This window comes from Bythopirellula sp. (assembly GCF_041737835.1).
Classification (GTDB): domain Bacteria; phylum Planctomycetota; class Planctomycetia; order Pirellulales; family Lacipirellulaceae; genus Bythopirellula.
In genome coordinates this window covers 182,470-203,855 of sequence record NZ_JBGSQY010000050.1, presented here as the reverse complement: position 1 = coordinate 203,855, position 21,386 = coordinate 182,470, and the positions used below count along the sequence as shown (strand labels likewise).

General features: G+C 52.9%; 15 protein-coding genes. 9 read left to right on the top strand and 6 right to left on the bottom strand.

What is annotated here, in order from left to right:
- Positions 1-113 precede the first annotated feature (113 nt).
- From AC6T8Q_RS16170 to AC6T8Q_RS16155, 4 genes are all read right to left on the bottom strand, one after another.
- Positions 114-3,029, bottom strand: coding sequence for a PEP-CTERM sorting domain-containing protein (locus AC6T8Q_RS16170; protein ID WP_500680064.1), 2,916 nt, complete (start codon positions 3,027-3,029; stop codon positions 114-116).
- Positions 3,026-4,561: a M14-type cytosolic carboxypeptidase gene (locus AC6T8Q_RS16165; protein WP_500680063.1), complete on the bottom strand. Its 1,536-nt coding sequence runs from the start codon at positions 4,559-4,561 to the stop codon at positions 3,026-3,028. Before AC6T8Q_RS16165 ends, AC6T8Q_RS16170 begins: the two co-directional genes overlap by 4 nt.
- Positions 4,562-4,620: 59 nt before the next feature.
- Positions 4,621-6,303: a gamma-glutamyltransferase family protein gene (locus tag AC6T8Q_RS16160; RefSeq protein ID WP_500680062.1), complete on the bottom strand. Its 1,683-nt coding sequence runs from the start codon at positions 6,301-6,303 to the stop codon at positions 4,621-4,623.
- Positions 6,304-6,385: 82 nt separating this feature from the next.
- On the bottom strand, positions 6,386-7,207 hold the full coding sequence (locus AC6T8Q_RS16155; protein ID WP_500680061.1) for a PEP-CTERM sorting domain-containing protein: 822 nt from the start codon (positions 7,205-7,207) through the stop codon (positions 6,386-6,388).
- A gap of 361 nt (positions 7,208-7,568) precedes the next feature.
- Between AC6T8Q_RS16155 and AC6T8Q_RS16150 the strand changes: the two genes are divergently transcribed.
- From AC6T8Q_RS16150 to AC6T8Q_RS16130, 5 genes are all read left to right on the top strand, one after another.
- The gene (locus AC6T8Q_RS16150; protein WP_500680060.1) at positions 7,569-8,729 is read left to right on the top strand and encodes a DUF1559 family PulG-like putative transporter; all 1,161 of its coding nucleotides are present in this window, start codon (positions 7,569-7,571) and stop codon (positions 8,727-8,729) included.
- Positions 8,730-8,777: 48 nt separating this feature from the next.
- On the top strand, positions 8,778-9,176 hold the full coding sequence (locus tag AC6T8Q_RS16145) for a hypothetical protein (protein WP_500680059.1): 399 nt from the start codon (positions 8,778-8,780) through the stop codon (positions 9,174-9,176).
- Between the two features lie 277 nt (positions 9,177-9,453).
- The gene (gene amt, locus AC6T8Q_RS16140; RefSeq protein ID WP_500680058.1) at positions 9,454-13,263 is read left to right on the top strand and encodes an ammonium transporter; all 3,810 of its coding nucleotides are present in this window, start codon (positions 9,454-9,456) and stop codon (positions 13,261-13,263) included.
- Complete coding sequence (locus AC6T8Q_RS16135; RefSeq protein WP_500680057.1) at positions 13,238-14,284, top strand: response regulator; 1,047 nt, start codon at positions 13,238-13,240, stop codon at positions 14,282-14,284. The genes amt and AC6T8Q_RS16135 overlap by 26 nt, the downstream gene beginning before the upstream one ends.
- 107 nt (positions 14,285-14,391) lie before the next feature.
- Positions 14,392-16,611, top strand: coding sequence for a serine/threonine protein kinase (locus AC6T8Q_RS16130; RefSeq protein ID WP_500680056.1), 2,220 nt, complete (start codon positions 14,392-14,394; stop codon positions 16,609-16,611).
- A 490-nt stretch (positions 16,612-17,101) separates the two neighbouring features.
- On the opposite strand, the gene AC6T8Q_RS16125 is transcribed toward AC6T8Q_RS16130, so the two are convergent.
- Positions 17,102-17,767, bottom strand: coding sequence for a DUF4142 domain-containing protein (locus AC6T8Q_RS16125; protein WP_500680055.1), 666 nt, complete (start codon positions 17,765-17,767; stop codon positions 17,102-17,104).
- Positions 17,768-18,361: 594 nt separating this feature from the next.
- Between AC6T8Q_RS16125 and AC6T8Q_RS16120 the strand changes: the two genes are divergently transcribed.
- The 4 genes from AC6T8Q_RS16120 to AC6T8Q_RS16105 all read left to right on the top strand — a co-directional run bounded on the left by AC6T8Q_RS16120 (position 18,362) and on the right by AC6T8Q_RS16105 (position 19,883).
- Positions 18,362-18,781, top strand: a complete 420-nt coding sequence (locus AC6T8Q_RS16120; protein WP_500680054.1) for a GNAT family N-acetyltransferase — start codon at positions 18,362-18,364, stop codon at positions 18,779-18,781.
- A 169-nt stretch (positions 18,782-18,950) separates the two neighbouring features.
- Positions 18,951-19,148 carry a type II toxin-antitoxin system HicA family toxin gene (locus AC6T8Q_RS16115; protein WP_500680053.1) on the top strand — a complete coding sequence of 66 codons (198 nt, stop codon included), beginning with the start codon at positions 18,951-18,953 and terminating at the stop codon, positions 19,146-19,148.
- 2 nt (positions 19,149-19,150) lie between these two features.
- Positions 19,151-19,366: a type II toxin-antitoxin system HicB family antitoxin gene (locus AC6T8Q_RS16110; protein WP_500680052.1), complete on the top strand. Its 216-nt coding sequence runs from the start codon at positions 19,151-19,153 to the stop codon at positions 19,364-19,366.
- 184 nt (positions 19,367-19,550) lie between these two features.
- Entirely contained in the window at positions 19,551-19,883 is a 333-nt protein-coding gene (locus AC6T8Q_RS16105; RefSeq protein ID WP_500680051.1) for a DUF6966 domain-containing protein, read from the top strand.
- Positions 19,884-19,888: 5 nt separating this feature from the next.
- Here the strand turns inward: AC6T8Q_RS16105 and gad are convergent, their stop codons facing one another.
- A complete protein-coding gene (gene gad / locus AC6T8Q_RS16100; protein WP_500680050.1) occupies positions 19,889-21,286 on the bottom strand; it encodes a glutamate decarboxylase in 1,398 nt (465 codons plus the stop codon).
- Positions 21,287-21,386: the final 100 nt, after the last annotated feature.

The following is a 21,386-nucleotide window of genomic DNA, read 5'->3' as shown; positions in this document are numbered from 1 at the left end:
GGCACGAAACGTCACACCTTGGCTACGGTGCAATAACGCACTTCGACGATGGTCGAGATCTATAACTTCTTGTCCATGCAAAGCCAACAGTGCGGCCGGTTTGTTCAAAATTTTTACGATACTCGATTACGTCGCACCGCAACCAAGCCCATTGCAAGTGAAAGCACAAGCGTAAGTGCGGTGGGCTCGGGTACTGCCTCAAGCGACGACAACGGCCCCACTCCATAAGCATTTTGCCAGGCAGCAAGGTCTGTTGAACTGAATGGCGCAGGCGAGCCGCCCCGTTGCCAACGCAGAAAATCGCGGCCATCGACGTCGCCATCGCCATCGAAATCACCATTGGGCCCGGTGGCAATCAAATCAATCAATCCTGTTTGAATGGCTCCGGTGTCGGCGTTGCGATATTGGAATGTAAGTGCATTTGTGTCTCCACCGACTTGGAACGCCAAGCCGAGTGTTTCGTCACGTCCCGGTGTGAACACGGAACTTCCCAGCAAAAAGCGTTCGGCCAAGACTTTGCTGCTGCTGCCGGGAGCTTCGTCCCAAGTTTCGCCCGTGCCGTTGCCCAAGGTCGAGTCACCATCGGGTCCATCCACGGGATCAATCAGTGGGACTTGGTCGCTCAGGCTGTTCCAAGTCAACGGCTTGAGATCGCCAGCGAGTGTTGCGCTGGTGATCGTATAGGCATCGATGTCGAACGTAGATGCAGTATCGTTGATTAACTTCAACTCGCCCGTCACGGTATTGACCTGCAACGTCATACGATCATTGGAAACATTCGTGGGGTCGGTGTCGGTAAGATAAACGCGGCTGAGGTCAAAAAACTCGCCTGTACCGCCAAAGTTGTTGTTGATGAACATACGAATTGAATTACCATCTCGAGCGCTATCGTGCGCAGCCGAACCCAGAAAAGTGTAAGGATTGGTATCATCCTTGTAATAGATCGAATAACTGTTATTATCCTCATCAATTTCCAGGGCAACGCTAAATGGTGTATTTCTGCTGTGTGTTAAATTAAGGGTCTGAGCAATATTTGCACCCCCACCGGCGCGATTGCCGATGAGCTCAATAACATTAGTTGTTTGGTTTCTCTGGATAGCAAACTGAGCTGTCAGCGTCGAATTGCCCTGCGCTGGAGGATCGTTTTGTAGAAAAGCAAGTCGAAACTCTTCAAACACCTCACCAACACCTAGTGTCGGAGTAAAATTCCAACCAGCAATATCCGCAACAAGCCAAGCCTTGCCCGAAGTGATATTTTCGATATCCAAATAATTGGTGGCAGCCTCCTCATCATTTCGTTGAATTCGATAAACACCGTTTTGAACAGATGAATTAATCGAATCCGTGGGATCTTCGTCCCAAAAGTTACCCGGATTAGCGGTGTTGGCAGCAGCGCCGATGAGCGTACCATTCGAATCCCCAAACGGAAAATCTTCGAGAACAGCAGCGTTAGCAGTTACGGAGTTATTCAAGCTGACGCCGATACAAGCTGCTAACACCACAACAAACGAAGCCAATGATTTCATGGAAGACACCTCAGAGATTAAACGTGGTGCGACAAACTTAGGACGGCAACGGCGCATGCCACTTAACACGCAGCCCAACGATAGAAGAACAAGACTTGTAGGCTCAGGTATCGCGGCGAACATCGTGTTGAAGGCACCAAATCCGTTCACCGCGTCATAAGAATCTTTGAAAATTGCAAAATCAAAAATGTCGTTGAGACCGTCGCCGTTAAGGTCACCGGCTTGGTATTGCTGGGCTAACGTCAGACCCGACAGATCCATTTCTGCCCCGGCAATGAAGGCTGTCCAGTCGGCAGCCGTGAGCGAGCCATCGAAGTTGAGATCGCCCACATCGAGACGCTCCCCACCGTTGCCGACAAAGTTGACATTGGCTTTGCGAGTGATGCCGCCGTCGAAGTTGAGCACCATTTCCAAATCTTCGTAGATGCCACGCAGCCAGGGACCAGTGCCCGAACTAAGAATGACTTCTTGATTGATAGATAAATTGCCGCCATTACCACCGATAACGCCTTCACTCAAATCGGTAGCGGAAGTCGATGTCTTAGACCACGCACCATCAACGTCGACGCTGCCATTGCCGGGAGCTTGATCGTAGAAATCTGTCACCGACCGCCAGTTCGCAGCCGTGAGCGCACCTGATGCGGAAGTCAGCGAGTAAGATCGCAAACCACTTAAAGCGGAACCGGTCGTGTTCTTAAGTTTCATCTCGCCAGTGATCCGATTCACTTCGAGCGTCATCAAATCGGTCAGCGGATTCGTGTCGGTCAAGGCGAAGCGGTCGATGGCAAAAAACTCCGTGATATCGCTGCCAAAATTATTGTTGACCGTAAAACGAATGCTGTTGCCATTGCGAGCCGCTGAAATTGGCGCGGCACCCAAGGCTTGTGCTGGGTTTGTGCCGTCCTTGTAAAATACCTCGTAGGTGTTCGACTTCTTATCAAGTTCCAACACCATCGTGAATGGGGCGGTCTGTGTCGTGTTAAGCGTTGCTCGACTCGCAATATCGGTCGAGCCCACGCCAATGGCTGTGCCGCGCAGTTCGATATTGCCGTTGTCGGTGTTGCGGTCGATGCGAACTTGGGAAGTGACGGCAGAGCCACTCGTACCCGTGTCGCTGTCCAAGAAGTCAAAGCGGATTTCTTCCCCCTGGCCAACGACGCTATCCACAAAATTCCAGCCCGACATGCGAACGACGATATAGCGGCTACCTACGGTTGAAGAAGTGATATTATCAATCTGCAAATAGTTGTCGGCTTGGTCGTCGTTAAACTTCGTAATGCGGAAGCTACCGCTGCCGTTGGTTTCTGAGTCGGTCAGCAGATTAGATTCCACCCACGCCTGTCCACCGGGATTACCCGAGTCAAAAGTTTCTGAAAGGAAAAAGCCGCTCCCCTCGTTGAATTCAAACGCATGTAAATCAACGGCGTAAGTAGATGGCATATCGGGCGAACCAAAAGCGAGCATCGCTAGAGCGACCACTAAATAAGAAATGATCCTTGTCATGAGTAAGTCCCCGTCAAACAAGTAGATGTTGAGCGATAATAGCGTGTGGAAATCAAAATACCTGTGACCAACAGCAATGCGGCTGAACTTGGCTCTGGCACGGCAACAAAGAGCGATTGAAAGGCTAGCAAGCCGTTGACTTGGATGTAGTTGTCTTTGAACAATCCAAAGTCTTCCAGGTCATTCGTGCCGTCGCCGTTGAGGTCACCAGCTTCGTAGGCATCGATGGGCGAAAGTGCCGACAAATCGGCTTCCGCTCCGAGAAGAAATGCTTGCCAATCCAAAGGATCGAGCACGCCGTCAAAATTCAAGTCGGAGAATTCATAGAAAGTTTGTTGAAACGCCAAGCCGAAGTTTCGTCCCAACGTCAAGAAGCGGTCGATATTCTCGTCAGGCAAAAACTGCGTTTCAAATGTCGCGGAGAACTCAGCATTGAGATAATCCCTCCCAAACTTTGCCCCCGTATCGTCTACGAGCGACGCATTATTGGTATCAATGCTTGGTTCCACTTGAATAACATTCTGCCAAAACGGATCGGCCTGATACTCCGGCAGGATAAAGCCGTAGTGACCCGTCTTGCCGTTGACGGTCGAATGAAAGTCGACCAAATAATCCACGTCCACACCTGTATCCGCGCGAACCGAGTCACCCACGACCTCGATATCGTCTAAGTTGTTGTAATTGGGAGGAATCCAATACCGGTTAGGGTCGAGATCCTCGTGTTGCACCGTGCTGCGATTGTAGCCAGCGAGGCGGCCATCGGGGTTGGCCATGGGATAAACATAAAATTCCGCATACTTGCGCAATATCGCGGCTTCGGCATCATCGCTGACAAGAAAGTCGACCAAACCTTCGAGAGTGAAGTTTCCCAGAGTTTCGTTCGCGTGGACGCCGCCTAAGAGCACAACTTTCTTTTTCTCGATGGCACCGCCGTTGGGATCGGTGATTTTGTAGCCATACATATCTTGGGGAGCAATCACTCGACCCAAATCATCCACACCCCCTGGCGATTGACCAATAACCAGATTGGCATCACCAGATAAAGTTGGGCTGACCCAGGGGCTGGCAACCAAACTCGCCGTGTGCGAATCAACACGGCTTTCCGGATACGGCAAGCCATACGCCACATACACGCGATCTTGAGCAAATGGATTGTTGTTAGAAAACGTGAAGCGATCGAGCGCGGCATTGCGGGTGTTATTCTCGAAGAAAAACCAATTCTCTTGATCGTAGCTGTAAACCATCTTGTGGCCCAGCAAACTCGCCCCACCAGTATCGAAATTATCGCCGATACGGAAAGTGACTTGCTGACCACTCACGCCATCCGCGCTGAAGTAAAGCCACTTCCAATCGCCCGTGTTGTAGTTATCGCGTCCGGCAAGCATCACCAAATTGCCGGACACCGAAGAATTGGCTTCGTCGAGACTGCCGGAATCGAAATCGCCGTCGAGGACGATCGCGCCCCAAGTACTGGAAATGCATAGCACGTAAGCGCAGCAAACCACGACCGCGATTTGCAGACTTTTCGTCATCTTAAAAATAAAACACAAACTTAGCATCGTGGTGTCAAATCTTGTTGTTATCAATCCTGCTAGTCACCAGCAACAAAGTTGGTACGGCGGGGGTCGGCCACGCCAATCAACGATCCGTCGGCGGAATACTGAATGCCATTCCCGCCGCCAAAATAGGTGCCGTTGCGCGGATAGCGTTTCACTCGCCAATTGAGAGATTTCAGTTCGTCATCCCACGCCGCGGGGGCGTCGGCTTCAAATTCCAGGCGATTGAACGGCTGCTTGGAAGTCACCGGGCGCATCAAATGAAATCGCGACGCAGCGAACGTATCGTGCAAACTCTTCTCTTGATCGAAAAGCTGCCATAGTAATTGAATCGTTGTCGTAGGGATCCGCTGCCCACCGGGAATACCAAGTGTCAGCAAAGGCTTTTCGTCGCACGTGACGATAATCGGCGCGATCGTGCTGCGAGCCCGTTTGTTGGGCGCCACATAATTGATGTTCGCAGGATCGTGGACCGAAAAGTTACTTAAGCTATCGTTCAGCAAAAACCCCGTACCGGGTGCCACTACCGCAGCGCCGAAATGCAGGCTCAACGACTGCGTGAGGCTGACCATATTCCCTGCCGCGTCGGCCACCACCAAGTGTGTCGTGCTCGCCGTGGGCAGTCCATCGGCAGCAGCTTCAACTTCTTTGCGTGGATAGGGATTTCGCGGATCAATCTTTTTAGCAACAGCCACCATCTGCTTGGCTGCGCCTTGGCTAATCATTTCTTGTGCATCAGTGAGCGAATTGGGCCCGTCGCCAATTCTGGCCTGCACCAGCGGATACAAACCGAGCATCACGCGGCCCATTTGGTTGGCATATTGCACGGGTGTGGCCGAAGCATCAAGGTGAGGCATTTGCTCGAAGGCTTTAAGCGTTGCGAGTACAGTGGTGCCACCCGTGAGCGGTGGTGGGCACGAATAAACACGATTACCACGGTAATCGATGGCGAGCGCCTCGCCGACTTCCGCTTCATACGTTTCCCAATCCTCCATTGTCATCGCTGAACCATCAGCGCGAGCCGCCTTGACTATTTGTCGTGCCGTGGGACCCGTGTAAAACGAACTCGCACCGTTCTCGGCGATATCATGCAGCGTCGCCGCCAAGTCGGCATTTTTCAGTCGAGCGCCAACCGGGGGTAGCGCGTTTTGATAGAGATACAAGGCCGCTGCTTCTTCATCGGCCTGCAAATCGCGTACATGGCTTTTGTAGAGACCTTGCATCGTCTCATCGATGATGATCCCCGCCTCAGCCAGTTCCGCGGCAGGTTCGACCAGTTCCTTCCAAGGTTTGGAACCCCACCGCTGGTAGGCTTCATCCAAGCCTGCCACGAGCCCGGGAATTCCCACGGCCATGTAACCCAATTCACGCTGCGAAGTCGGCAGCTCGGCAAACTCTTCAGCATCCATCTCCGCGGGCGAAGTGCATAATCCGACGATGGAATACACTTTGCCGGTCGAAGCCTCGCGATAGAGCAAGATAATCTTGCCACCGAGGCCCGAACCGTAAGGTTCCGCCACTCCCACGGCAAGCGAGGTGGCAATTGCTGCATCGATCACGTTGCCGCCGTCGCGCAAAACTTCGAGCCCAATCGCCGTCGCGGTAGGATGGCCACTCGCCACGGCGTATTTGCTGGCTTCGATCTGCTGCTGTCCGAACAAAATCGGCGATTGAAACAGACCAATAACCGCTAACCCAAAGAGTAGACGCGATATCATGAACGACTCGGAAAGTAAGTGCGGAGCCTCGCCACGATAGCAAGGTTCCGCACATTCCTGTAATAAACTAGAAGAACCGACTCTAGACTTTGCGGCGCGATCCCACGACTGTGAATACAGCCAATGCCACCAAGGCTGCCGTGGAAGGCTCGGGAACACCTGCGATCAAGCCGCTATACGGATTGTGCGTATAAAGGGCCACGCGATCGATCAGTATATCGTCCTGCGATAGATCATTATTCAACACCATGCGCAGCTGAGCCCCAATACGCGCGGCATCGATTGTTCCGCCTACAAGTGACGTAAATGAACTGCCGGCATCATCGGAGAAGTATACTGAGTAAACATTCGTGTCGAGGTTCACGCCAACGACGCCAATAAACTTAGTACTCTGGGTGTTGCTCAAAGGTACTGCAGCAATATTCGATGAGCCAGTACCGATGGCTGCCCCTGAGAATTCAAGCACATTGTTATCTTGACGAATGATCGCAAACTCTGCGGTGACGGAACTTGAACCAGCCGTGTTCAAGTTAATGATGGTCAAGCGAATTTCTTCGTTTTCCGCCGTGTTGAGCGAAGCGGCATCAAAATCCCAAGTCAGATCCATCACACCGTAGATGACACCGGAGGTGATGTCCGGCGAATTATTGAGGTGCGCTGTGCCGAGTTCATTATTGCTCTTACCAGCTAAGCTATATTGGCCGCTTCCATTGGTTAGGGCACCACTCAGGTCCCCTTGCACATCATCGGCCCAGGTGGCTCCCCCCGGAACAGTATTAATAGCCGAAGTAATCGGACTATTGACAGGCTCATTGAACAAGAACTCTGCAATTAATGCGGCATGAGTCAATTGAGCGCATGAGAATGCCGCGGCGACGGCGGCCAAACAAGCGAATCGTTTCATTAGACACTCTCCAAAGATGTATGAGAAAGATCGATGCCCGCTTCTCTTACAACTCTTGCCCGGGAGTAGAGAATCCCTGTGGATTCTCCGAGTGCCGCTCTCTGAATCACCATGCAGTGTAGCCAAAGGACGCCAGAACCGCGAAGGAATCTCCCAACATTTAAGGAAATTTTTTCTGCCATTTTCCGCAATTGGCCGTCGCTAGCGATTCTTAGCCAGCAGCAAAGACATCAGAACTTAAAAACAACATTGAAATCGGCTTGGCAGAGAGCCAATCCGCTGTCTACAATCGACTCCTGGCGGCCAGAGGGAGACAACAATTCGTCTAAACATCCCTCCACAGTTTCTCAGGAGACATGTGATGCGCCGTCGGTCTATTGGCTCGTTTTCCTGTAGCTCATTTTCCTCTGGGCGAGCATTTACTCTGGTCGAACTGCTGGTCGTGATCGCCATTATCGGCGTGCTGGTCGCGTTGTTGCTACCGGCCATCCAAGCCGCCCGCGAAGCCGCCCGCCGCAGCCAGTGCGTGAATAACCTGCACAATATTGGCTTGGCGATTCATAACTATGCGAGTGCGCGGAAGACTCTGCCTCCCGCCGAGGTCCGTGAAGGAGATCCCTCAATACCACCTGCCAACCAACAGATTAAAACTTTGTTTAGCTGGGTAACGCTCATCATGCCCTATATCGAAGAGAATAATGCTTTCGGCCAAACCAATTGGAACATACGTCTTGAAGCACGCGACGCCAATGGCGATACCTCGCACCATCAACCACTTTCATTGTTTACATGCCCCTCAGAAATCAATCAGCCTTCTTCAATTGGAATCGTCAATAGTTTCTATGGAGCACGAGGCAACTACGTTGGCAATGCAGGAATGGGATTTTATTGGGCGGAGGATCTGACGCCTAATCTTGCACTTAAAGATTGGGAAAACTACCGCAATAGTAATCCCAATGCGAACCCTTTATCACTTCGAATCGGTGACCCAGTAAACATGACTGCGCTGGGAACATTTGTAGTTGGCAGCATCCCCCGCACGAACCTGCCCGATAATGTCCCTGTAAAAGGCAACTTCGAAGGTCGTCGCTTTGAATCGATCACCGATGGCACGAGTAACACCGCAGCTGTGAGTGAGCTACGACTGGTTCCAAACGGTGCGCAACCTGATACGCGTGGCGCAATGCATTTTGGTCCGGCTGCCCTCTACATGCACGACTGGCAACCCAACGTGGCTTTCGACGCACGCAACCCTGATAACGGCGATCGCCTAATCATTGATTACACCCGTTGGTGTGATCGTCTCGGTCTTCCTCGCGAGATTTCGCCATGCAATGCATCATCGCCCGGAACTTGGGAAGGGAAATGGCAGCAATTCGCTCGTGGATATCATACAGCAGGTGTAAACGTCGCAATGGCCGATGCTGCTGTTCGATTTGTTTCTGACGATGTCGACGTTATCGTCTGGCGAGCCATGGGTACTGCTGACGGTGGTGAAGTCGTGAACTCATCGACGCTCTAAAAGATTTATCGCATGAACTTTCAGAAGTTTCGATGCTGGTCTGTACTCATGCTTTTGACCCTGCTCGGTTGTGGCAGCGGCGGACCTGAACGCTATGAATTGAGTGGCGCGATTTCCTACGACGGCCAGCCCGTCGAAAACGGCGACATCATTTTCTCTCCGCTCGATTCGGCCACGGGCAAAGCTTCTGGTGGACCTATCGTTGCTGGCCGCTATTCCATTGCCAGCCACGAAGGACCCACCGCAGGAAAATATCGCGTCGAGATCATCGCAATGCGTCCCAGCGGCAAGAAGAACGCTGGCGAAGGAACCAGTCCCCCCGCTGACTTGATGGAGCAGTACATCCCCTCGGCCTACAATGACGAAAGCAAACTTGAAGTCGAAATCAACGACGATCAAGACAATCTCGACTTCTCTCTGGAGAAAGTTGCCTCGACTCGGCGTTAAGTCGGCTAGATGACACGACTTTGTGTCTAGCTTGTCGCCTGCCCTCCCCGCACAACCGTCACAGGCCGACAATTGACCGCCTGGAGCGGATCATAAATTTTCGGTGAACCGTCAATTTTTATGGCGCTTTCACATCCCCCTCTTCTAGGCAACCTAGATTTCTTGGTTAGCAGGATTCAGTGCAAACCTGCGAGAAAACTCTGCACTTGTTGTTCTTCGGCCGGGTCGTGAGGCGGATGACCCTAGTAAGAACAGCCATTAACAACCAAGAAACTCCATGCCTCACGACCCTCAATTGCTCAACATCACCTGGATGTTGCTGTGCGCCGCTCTCGTTATGCTCATGCAGGGTGGATTCTGCTTTTTGGAAAGCGGCATGTCCCGCGCCAAGAACAGTATTAATGTCGCCATCAAAAACTTGGTCGACTTCTGCGTGGCATCGGCCGTCTTCTGGATCTTTGGCTTCGGACTCATGTTTGGAGCCACGAAAGATGGTTGGATCGGAACGGATCTGTTTTTCTTCGATGAGACGGCTAGCCCTTGGATGCTAGCCTTTTTCTTGTTCCAAATGGTTTTCTGCGGCACGGCCACGACGATTATTTCCGGTGCCGTCGCCGAGCGGATGCGTTTTCGTGCTTATTTGGTGGTCAGCTTCTTTGTCTCCGGATTGATTTATCCCATCTTCGGCCACTGGGCGTGGAATGGTGCGCTTAATGGCCAAGCCACGGGCTGGCTCAACAGCCGAGGGTTTATCGATTTCGCTGGCTCGACGGTCGTCCATTCGATTGGGGGTTGGGTGGCCTTGGCTGCGGTCCTAGTTATCGGCCCGCGGATTGGTCGCTTCGATCCGACAGCCCCCAAGATTCAAGGACACAACCTGCCGATGGCCACTCTGGGCGTGTTCCTGCTGTGGTTTGGGTGGTTCGGCTTTAACGGCGGCAGCACGCTGGCGATCACCGATTCGATTCCGCTGATTCTTGTGAACACCAACATTGCCGCGGCATTCGGCGCAATAGCTGCGTTAGTCTTAGCTTGGGCCATTGAACGAAAACCGGACGTGGGTCACGTGCTCAATGGCACGGTCGCCGGTTTGGTTGCAATTACCGCTTCGTGCCACATCATGTCGCCCTTGTCGGCAGCACTGATCGGCGCCATCGGTGGATTGATTTGTAGCGGACTCACTTATTTGCTGCCGAAACTCAAAATCGACGACGTGATCGGAGCATTTCCAGTCCATGCCGGGGCCGGGGTTTGGGGCACATTGGCTGTAGCGCTATTTGCCGACACTGCAAAATTCGGCACCGGGCTCAGTCGCTGGGACCAATTCACGATTCAACTCGAAGGCGTGTCGGCCTGCTTCTTATGGGCCTTCGGCGGCAGCTTTGTCGTGATGTACGTCGGTCACAAGTTGTTCAACCTCCGCGTTTGCGAAGAAGACGAACGCATCGGCCTCAACATTTCCGAACATGGTGCAAGTACGGAACTCTTGGACTTGCTTTCCGAAATGCATCGTCATCGTTCGGATGGCAACTTTGCACAAGAAGTTCACGTCGAGCCACACACCGAAGTTGGCCAGATCGCCGCGGAATACAATCTCGTGCTCGACAAAGTTCGTGGAGAAATCGAAAACCGCGAATATGCCGAAGCCAAATGGCGAAGCATCTTTGAGAACGCCGTGGAAGGGATTTTTCAAACCACCCCTCAAGGCCATTATTTGTCGGTCAATCCGGCGCTGGCACGGATTTATGGCTATGAAACGACGGAAGAGTTGCAAGCTTCGATCTCCGACATAGCCAATCAATTGTACATAGATCCCCTGCGTCGCCGACAGTTTGCCGAATTGCTCGAACAGAACGACGTTATTACCGACTTCGAGTCTCAGATCCGTCGCCGCGACGGCAAAGTCATTTGGATTTCGGAAAACGCTCGTGCTCAACGTGATGCCGCGGGGAACTTGCAGTATTACGAAGGAACCGTCGAAGATATCACAGAGCGCAAGCGATCCGAACGTCTCATTCGCGAAAAGGAACAAGCCGAAGCAGCCTGCCGTGCGAAAAGCCAGTTTCTCGCCAACATGAGTCACGAAATCCGCACTCCGCTCAACGGCGTGATCGGCATGCTCGATTTGTTGTTCACGACTTCGCTGTCAGACCAGCAGCGTCGTTATTCCGAGCTGGCAAAATCATCGGCCGATGCCTTGCTCAGCATTATTAACGACGTACTCGATTTCTCGAAAATTGAAGCCGGTAAGCTGGAACTCGAGCAAATTGATTTCGATTTGCATGAAGTGCTTGAATCGATTCCCGATATGTTCGCCCATCGCGCCAGCGATAAGGGTTTGGAACTCCACAGTCACCTGGGGCACCAAATTCCTCGTTTCGTGAAGGGCGATCCCGAACGATTGCGCCAAGTATTGGTGAACCTGACGGCCAACGCGCTGAAGTTCACCGAACATGGCGAAGTTTCGATCACCACCGAGCTGGCAAGCGAAAACGACGACCAGCATTCTCACGTCCGCTTTCAGGTGCGTGACACAGGCATTGGCATGAACGATGTCCAGCGCAAACGACTGTTCAACTCCTTCACTCAAGCCGATATATCGACAACTCGCAAGTATGGCGGCACGGGTTTGGGCTTAGCCATTTGCAAAGAATTAGTTGAATTGATGGGTGGTCAAATCGGCGTCGAGTCTCAGCAAGGAGTGGGATCGACCTTCTGGTTTACCATTCCACTCGCCAGTGCCGACGTCACCGCTGAGAATCCTGATATGCCAGCCCTGCTTGCCGGGCTGCGCACGTTAGCGGTCGATGACAACGATACGAATCTCCAAATCTTGGAAGAGTACCTGGGACGTTGGGGCATGCTGCCAACCGTAGCCCGTTCGGCACAAGAGGGACTCGCCAAAATGGCTGACGCAGCCAGACAAGGTCGGCCTTATCAGGTCGTGCTGCTTGACCAGCTGATGCCGGAAATGGATGGCCTGGAACTCGCCTCCGCGATTCGCGGCGACAATTCACTGGGCGAGCCGCGATTGATCATGCTCACATCGCTGGACAAAGATATGTCAGCTAGCGAACTCAAAAAGCTCAATCTCACTTGCCTGCAAAAACCGGTGCGTCAATCGCGTTTGCTCGATGCGGTCATGCTCGCCTTGGGTGCAACCGAAGTGGAACAATCGGCAACGCATGCTCCTCTGATCGAGCAAGAAAACCGCTCTCAAGGTAAGAATCTCCGAGTGCTTGTGGTCGACGACAACGATGTCAACAAACTGGTTGCCAGCGAGATTCTGCATTCCGTGGGATATACAACCGCGCTCGCCAACAATGGTCGTGAAGCTGTGGAAGCCGTTCGGCAAGGCGAGTTCGACGCCGTGCTGATGGATTGCGAAATGCCGGAAATGGATGGCTTTGAAGCGACTCGCCGCATTCGCGAGGCGGAATCAAAGGGTCAGCTTGTCCATCTACGTCGCAACCCTTTGCCAATCATCGCTCTCACGGCCCAGGCCGTGAATGGCGACCGCCAACGCTGCTTGCGCACCGGGATGACCGATTACGTGACCAAGCCCGTCGACCGCCGCGAACTGCTCGCCGCGTTGCGACGTTGCTTGGACATTGAAGAGGAATCTATCACCGAAGAAACGGTGATCGAGCACTCAGCGGCACCTGTTTCAAAAACATTGGGCCTCGACCAGCCGACGCTGGAACCAGAGCTGCTCTTGGAACGCTGTGGCGGATCCACGACTGCCGTCACGCGAATTCTCAAGATGTTCCAAGAACGTTCCACGGAACACTATCGGCTATTGCAATCCACACTGGAATCCAACGACATGGCTTCGCTTGGCCTGAGTGCCCACGCACTTAAGGGTGCGGCGGCCAATGTCACGGCCAACCATATTTACAGCTTGGCTTCGGCCGTCGAACAGGCGGCCAAAGTCAACGATCGCACGCAATGCCACGATTTGCTCTCGCGCATGACAAGCGTTTTCGATGCTTGCCAAATCGAGATCGAACGTTTGCTAGCCGCCGATACCGTAATTGTACCGATCACCAAGGATGCGACGTATGAAAGTCTTGATTGTCGACGATGATGATATCAGCCTGGAATTGCTCCGCACGGCGCTAGAGTCGGCTGGCTACGAAGTCGAATCGGCTTCGAACGGTCGCCAAGCGCTCCTTGCGCTGGGACGGGGCGATATCCAACTCGTCATCACCGATTGGGAAATGCCCGAGATGGACGGCTTGGCCCTCTGCCAAGCGATTCGCCGCCGGGCTTCCTTTGGCTACGTTTATATCATTCTGCTCACCAGCCACAGCAGTTCACGCGAAATCGTCGTGGGCATGACCGCGGGGGCCGATGATTTCATCATCAAACCGTTCAATCAAGCTGAATTGATGGCACGTTTGCGGGCGGGGATTCGCGTGCTTTCGCTCGAAACGCGCGAGATGGTCATCTTCGCGATGGCGAAGCTGGCCGAATCGCGCGACCGTGAAACAGGCTGTCATCTGGAGCGCGTGCAACATTACTCCCGTCGATTGGCCGAAGGGTTGGCCAAGATGCCGCAATTCTCGCGCGAGATCGATGCCGACTTCATCCGCTTGATCTTCCAAACCAGTCCGCTGCACGACGTGGGCAAAGTCAGCATTCCCGATAAAGTGCTGCTCAAACCGGGTCGACTAACAGCCGAAGAGTTTGAGATCATGAAAACACACACCAAGGTTGGTGCCGACACCTTGGAAACGGCCCTCGCCAAGTATCCGCAGGCTCGCTTCCTGCAAGTGGCTCGCGACATCGCTCTGTCCCATCACGAACGCTGGGACGGAGCGGGCTATCCCCACGGGCTGAGCGGAACCGATATTCCCCTGGCGGCACGCATTGTTGCAGTGGCCGATGTGTACGACGCGCTCACTTCCCGGCGGGTCTATAAGGATGCGTATTCCCACGAAACGGCTCGCGACATCATCGTCGAGGACGTCGAAAAACACTTCGATCCCAACGTCGTGACGGCCTTTTTGAGTGCCGAGCAGGATTTCATCCAAATTCGCAAGCGATTTGCCGACCACCAGCTCACCGACGTGGAGTTGGACCTGGAAATGACTTACGCATCATAACTATTGGCTGGAAATCGCTGAAAAAACCACTTGCGCAGCGGCCTCAAGCGGCAATTATACTGGAGATTTGGCGGCTGCAATTGGCGGATCTTTTACTTTGGCTTCGTATGAAACTCAACCCTCTGACTTGGTTCGATAAAACACTCAACGGACGCGAGCAGCGCGGACCGCACATGACGTTCGCCACGAGCACCGTGGGCCGCACGATCTCGCGGACCAAGTTGTTTCTGCGCAAGCAAATCTGGCTTTGGCCGATCATCGCGGTTGTTGTCTTGTCTATTGTCGGCTTCGCGGTGCGTAGTGCCATCGAAAGCACCATGCGAGCCAACCTGGAATCGCAGCTCGACACGGTTCTCAAGCTGCAAACCGCTATGCTCGAGACCTGGTTCAATGTCCAGGAATCGAACGTCGAATCGTCTGCCAACAATATTCAAGTCCGCGAGCTCGCCTATCAGCTTCTGGAGCTCGGAATCCCGACTGAAGACAACGCCGTGGAAGCTCGGAACGAACTTCAGACAAAGCTTGGCAAAATCCTCGCACCGGCCGTGACGGCGCATGACTACGATGGCTTTATGTTAATCAACAAAAACCAGAAGGTGATCGCTGCCAATCAAGCTGAGCTTGTCGATCGCGACGTCCCTGCCGCATATCAATCATTCATTTCCAAAGCTTTCGCCGGTGAGTCCTGTTTATCACCTCCTTTTCCCAGCTTAATTCCTCTGAAGGACAAGAACGGGATTGTCCGCACGGGAGTCCCCACCATGTTTGCCGTCGCCCCCGTGCGCGATGACAGTTTTCAAGTCGTGGGCGTTTTGGCGTTCCGTATCCCACCTGAAAAAGAATTTGCCCGGATTCTCGACCTGGGCCAGTTTGGCGAATCGGGAGAAACCTATGCCTTCGACCGTGAAAGTAGAATGGTCTCGAATAGTCGTTTCGAGGAAAGCCTGATTTTGAACGGGTTGATTCCTGATATCGAAGGCTCTCGCTCTCTGTTGCAACTTTTGATTCGGGACCCCGGTGGCGACGTCACCAAAGGCCATCGACCGAAAGTGCGACGTCACGAACTGCCGCTCACATTCGCGGCTGAAGAGGCGATTGCCGGGCGGCCTGGAATCAACGTCGATGGTTATCGGGGTTATCGAGGCGTCAAGAAAATTGGTGCTTGGACTTGGCTGCCCGATGCCGAAATTGGCTTGGCTACGGAAATCAATACCGACGAAGCCTACCGCCCGTTGATGATCCTGCGCTGGACGTTCTGGGGGCTGTTCGGGCTGTTGGCTTTGAGTGCTTTGGCCATCTTTATCTTCACGTTGATTGTCGCTCGCCTGCGCCGCGAAGCTCAAAAGGCGGCTATAGAAGCGCAGCAAATCGGTCAGTACACACTCGAACAGAAACTTGGCTCGGGCGGGATGGGCGTGGTCTACAAAGGACAACACGCGATGCTCCGCCGACCCACGGCCATCAAAATGCTCGACGTCGACAAAGTCAACGAAGCTTCGATGGAACGCTTCGAACGCGAAGTCCAGATCACCAGCCAACTCAACAACCCACACACCGTGGCGATTTACGACTACGGCCGCACGCCCGAAGGGGTGTTCTACTATGCGATGGAATACCTCGACGGCATCGACCTGCAATCGCTGGTCGAGCGTTACGGACCGCAACCCGCTTCGCGGGTGATTCACATTCTCACGCAAGTTTGCAGTTCGCTGTACGAAGCTCATTCGCTGGGTCTGGTGCATCGCGACATCAAGCCGGCCAACATCATGCTCAATCGCCGGGGCGGCGAACCCGACGTGGTGAAGGTGCTCGACTTTGGTCTCGTGAAGGCACTCGACGACGGCAAGCAGCAATCGATGACCCAGCAAAGCGCACTCACGGGGACGCCGCTCTACATGTCGCCCGAGGCGATTCAAATGCCGAACACGGTCGATGCGCGTAGCGATCTGTACGCCGTGGGGGCCGTGGGTTATTACCTGCTCACCGGAGGACCGGTCTTCGATGCGGAAAACGTGATGGACTTGTGCCGCAAACATGTCGATACGCCGCCGATTGCGCCCTCGGAACGGACACGACTGGAAGTCCCTGCCGCGCTGGAAAATGCGATCCTTTCCTGCCTCGAAAAATCTCGCGCGAAGCGTCCCCAAACGGCCCGCGATCTGGCGCAAATGATCTCGCATTGCGTGGAAGCCACGGCCTGGTCGGTGGAAGAATCCGACGCCTGGTGGGGCCGGCACGAGCGTGGTTTGGTCAATGCCCCCAGCCAAGGTGCCCCCACCTCGACGCGCGGCCACGACGTGACGATCGATCTGAGCCAGAGCTTCTAGTGCGAAAATAGGTAGCCTGCAAGTCATCATTCTTGTGCAAATGTTTGGATTTCTCATTACAAGACGGTCAACTTGTCCAACTTGGTCAACTTGGCAGGGTCTATTCGCGATTTCAAAATTGATAAAAAATTGAAACCACGAATAGGACGAATTTTTTTGGGGATGGCCAGGAATGGGGGCTAGGCGCTTAGCATGTCATCCTGAGAGAGCCTAGGGGACTGAAGGATCTGGTTAGCAGTACATCCACGCATCGAAAACGTGAAATAATGGAAGCTAGATTCTTCGAGTCGCAGAACTCCTCTCAGAATGACTTTTTGTCTAACGACGTGCGTCTATTTTATTGCAGCGAGTGGCCAAATTTAGGAGCGAATGTTTGGCCACCCTGCGATGATCTTAAATACTCAATCTCAACGTTGGAAACAAAAAAGCGGTTCGTTGCCACAGGTTATGCGACAACGAACCGCTTCGGTCTCAGGCGAACTTTCTTTGATTAGGACTTCTTCAGTTCCTTCATCAAGTCTTTCGCTTCGGCGAGGTGATCTTCAGCCGTCTGCTTCGCTTCTTGAATCACTTCTTTCAAATCGCCCGACGCCGAGCGCTCGGCTGCGGTCAATTCGGCGATCATACCAATCTGCGCGCCGATTTGTTGGGCCACGTAGGCCTCGGCTAGCTTATTGCTATCCTTACCTTCCATTTCTTCCTTGATCATGGAGAGGCACTTTTCGGCTGCACGGCGCTGAATTGTGAACAGCTTGCGATCGACCGGATCTTGGCCATAAGCAGCGTTGCGAACACGTTGATTGCTAGAATCGTTGTCGCTCTCGTCCGAAAGACTTACCGACGCAGCATGGGGAGCAAACTCTTCGAGCTTCGAAACCATCTTATCGTGTGACTTCACCATTTTTTTGGCGAAATCTTCGACATTGTCCTCATCGATTTTGTCCTTAGCAAATTTGCTCAGCTCCTGTTCTTTCAAACTCGCGAGGATCAGGCACGATGCGATATGACTTTCCAAACGCGCATCCTCTGCGGACGAACTTTCGTTGCCTTGTGCTGCCGAAGTAGCGGCTTGATAGGACGACTGCTGTGCCATGGCAACAGGTAGAGCCATCGTTGCCATGACCAATAAGGCCAAAAGATTTCTGTTCATTTTCATAACTCAACTCCTTCATCAACTAAAAGATAGCGACTTATGGCCAAGGCCATAACGCCCCCGAAGCGATTTCGGGGGACTTGCATGCTGGCAGTGCTCCTCAACGTCAAGAGCACAATCACACCCCACGGGTAGGTAGGCATCGATGGGGGCGTGTATTTGGGAACTGTCGTCATGCAAAACCGATGCCACCCTCATCTTTTGTTGAGGTTTTTACATTAATACTTCCATGAGAAACTTTATTGCGGCTAGATATTGACGCTGCCTATCTCTGTCCTCTATCGATTTTATTGGTTAATTGTTTCTGGTTGTTTTTCTAAAAATATTTTTGTTTTATCTTTGTTCTCCAATTACTATTGGGTCGGCACCGGTGGTTGGCTTCCAAGCGCTTTGGCAACGATATTATCGGCGTGGTTGTCGAGCGCGCAATTATTTCGCACAAGAAATAATGAGGTGTGATGAAAAGCCTATTTTATCACACTAAGTGGCCAAATTTAGGCGCTACGATGAGTCGAGACCTTCGGCCAAAATTGCAGTCAGCAATTGTCTATAATAACGCCATTAGGATCATGGCTGTAAAGAAACGTTTAGTTCACCATGTCAGACACCAATATCACTTATGCAACCACTGCGGATGACGTAGATCCGTCGATGCTCAGTGGTTTTTTTGATGGATGGCCAAGCCCGCCATCCCTCGAAACACATCTTCGGATTCTCCGCAGTAGCAGTCACGTCGTGATTGCCTTGAATGAGCAGCGCGTGGTTGGTTTCATCAACGCGATCAGCGACGGCTTCTTCGCGGCAGCAATTCCACTTCTGGAAGTTCTTCCCGAATATCGCGGTCGCGGCATCGGTCGTGAACTCATCCGGCGGATGTTCGATCAATTGGCTGATTTCTACAGCATCGACCTCTCATGCGATCCGGACGTTCAAGCGTTCTACGAAAAGTCAGGCTTGCGCCGAGGCACCGGAATGATGCTACGGAATTACCAGCGACAGGCGACCGGGGCGAGTTAGCAAGAAGATAGTTTAGTCACCGATCGGCACGGATGAAACACGGATAAGAATTCAATTTATTCCGTGAACATCCGTGTTTCGTCCGTGGCTTATTCTGTTTGGTGTTTTCTTTACCTAAGATATACTTTAAGAGGTGTATGATTGAGTGCCAGCTATTGAGGAGACGTGCGTGAAAGTTCGAGAGGTCATCCAATTGTTGGAGAAGGATGGCTGGTATCAAGCACGCATGCGTGGCAGCCACCGACAATACAAGCATTCCACGAAAAAAGGCACAGTCACCGTGGCAGGCAAATCCAACATTGATATTCCGCCGGGAACATTGAATAATATCTTGAAGCAAGCAGGACTCAAAAAGCAGGCCGACTAACCATGCAATACACCGCTATTATTGAACAAGGTGACACGAGTTGGGGTGCCTACGTTCCCGATCTCCCTGGCTGCGTCGCGGTTGGAGAAACACGCGAAGAAGTCCTGCATCTGATTCGTGAGGCCATCGAGTTTCACATCGAAGGTCTGCGCGAGAGCGGCGAAACCGTACCGGAGCCACACTCATTCAGTGAGTTGGTTGAAATTGACGCCGCCTAACTAGGCAACACGCAAATCGTTGAGCCACGGATTGGCACGGATGAAACACGGATATAGAGCTAATTTTATCCGTGAACATCCGTGTTTCGTCCGTGGCTAAAATATGTTTGGTGTTTTCGTACGCAGCGATATACTGGCTTTTAAACTGCTAGAGCGCGAACAATTGCGATTTGGAGTTATAAGCATGACGGACGATGAAGCTGAAGTAAAGCGATTGGAACTTGTAGAGGTGTTGGCGAAAACCGCTCAATTGTTATTTAAATACAACGAGAAACATTGGTCTGTGTTTCTGGAAGAGTCCCGAGGATTGGTCGAAAATCGTGATTTCCATGGTGTTGAACGAGTATTCGGCAGCTACGGTGGCATGGGCAGCTTTAATGACATACTTATTCATCCAATTAACGGACATTTACTTGAAGAATCCGAAACTTCTTCTGTCAACAAAGAATTTCAGTTGCTGAAAAGTGATATTTGGGATCGTGTCCGAGATTTAAGGCGTTACAAATACGCCGACTGATCTGCTCAATGATGAAACCCCGTCCCCTCCCCTGCCGTCATCGATTGGCTCACGGGATGCTTTTCTAAGTGCGCGAGAGCACTCTTGAGATCTTGCACTAACAGTTCCGCTAAGTCGCGGGTTAGGCCGCGTCGGACTAGGACACGTTGCACGACCCTCTCTTGCAGTTCGGACGGCAGCGAGTACGCTGGGACTTGCCAGCCGCGCACTCGCAGGCGATCCGCGACGTCGTAGAGATTGAAACCAGCGTAGGTGCCGGGCTTCATCACCCAACAGACCGCAGGGATGCCCGACTGCATGTCGCCACCATAAAGTAACTCGAACGGGCCGAGTTGTTTGATTTCGTTGGCGATGTAATGGGCTGTCTCGTAGCAAGCGGTTTGGATTTGTTGGTACCCGGCCCTGCCGAGGCGCAAGAAATTGTAGTATTGGCAAATGACTTGTCCGCCCGGTCGGGAGAAATTCAGTGCGAAGTCGCGCATGTTGCCCCCCAGATAGTTGACCCAGAAGACGAGTTCCTCCGGGAGGTCTTGTTCTTCCCGCCACAGCACCCAGCCGACCCCCAATGGTGCCAAACCAAACTTGTGCCCCGAGCTGTTGATCGATTTCACGCGAGCGATACGAAAATCCCACTCGAGATCGGGCGCACAAAACGGGGCGAGAAATCCGCCGCTGGCCGCGTCGACGTGAATGGGGATGTCGATCCCTTTGTCCTTTTGAAGTTTGTCGAGTGCCTCGGCCACGGCTTGCACTGGTTCGTATTGGCAGACGAACGTGACGCCCAACGTGGGGACGACGCCGATGGTGTTTTCGTCGCAGCGTTTTAATACTTCGGCGGGGGTCATGATGAGTCGGCCCTCGCTCATCGGAATCTCGCGGAGCTCGATATTCCAATAACGGGCAAACTTATGCCAACAGACTTGCACGGGACCGGTGATCAGGTTGGGTTTGTCGGTCGGTTTGCCGGCCGCGCGTTGCTTGGCCTCCCAGCGATGCTTCATCGCCATGCCGCCCAGCATCGCGGCTTCGCTTGAACCGGTTGTCGAGCAGCCGATCGTGTTGGCCTCGTCGGGCGAGTTCCACAGATCGGCGAGCATGTGAACGCAACGGGCTTCGATCTCGGCCGTCTGCGGATACTCGTCTTTGTCGATCATGTTTTTGTCCAGACACTCATTCATGAGCTTGTGGACTTCGGGCTCGACCCAAGTTTGGCAGAACGTGGCGAGATTCTGCCGCGAATTGCCATCGAGCAGCAGTTCGTCGTGAATCAACGAGTAGACCTGATCCGGCTGATGCTCGTCCGCGGGAAACGTGTATTTGGGAACGCTGACGGATAGATCGGTCGGCATCGTGAGTTTGCGGTTCTGGGAACTCTCGACCGAATGGCGGGCATGCAGGGCCATGAATAAAAACCTCCTGGCGCGGAATGAGTTGGCTTGTATCTTGCCGCAGATGGAGAGATGAGGCAAGGCACGGCTGGGCGAGCCATGGTGTGATGAGCCA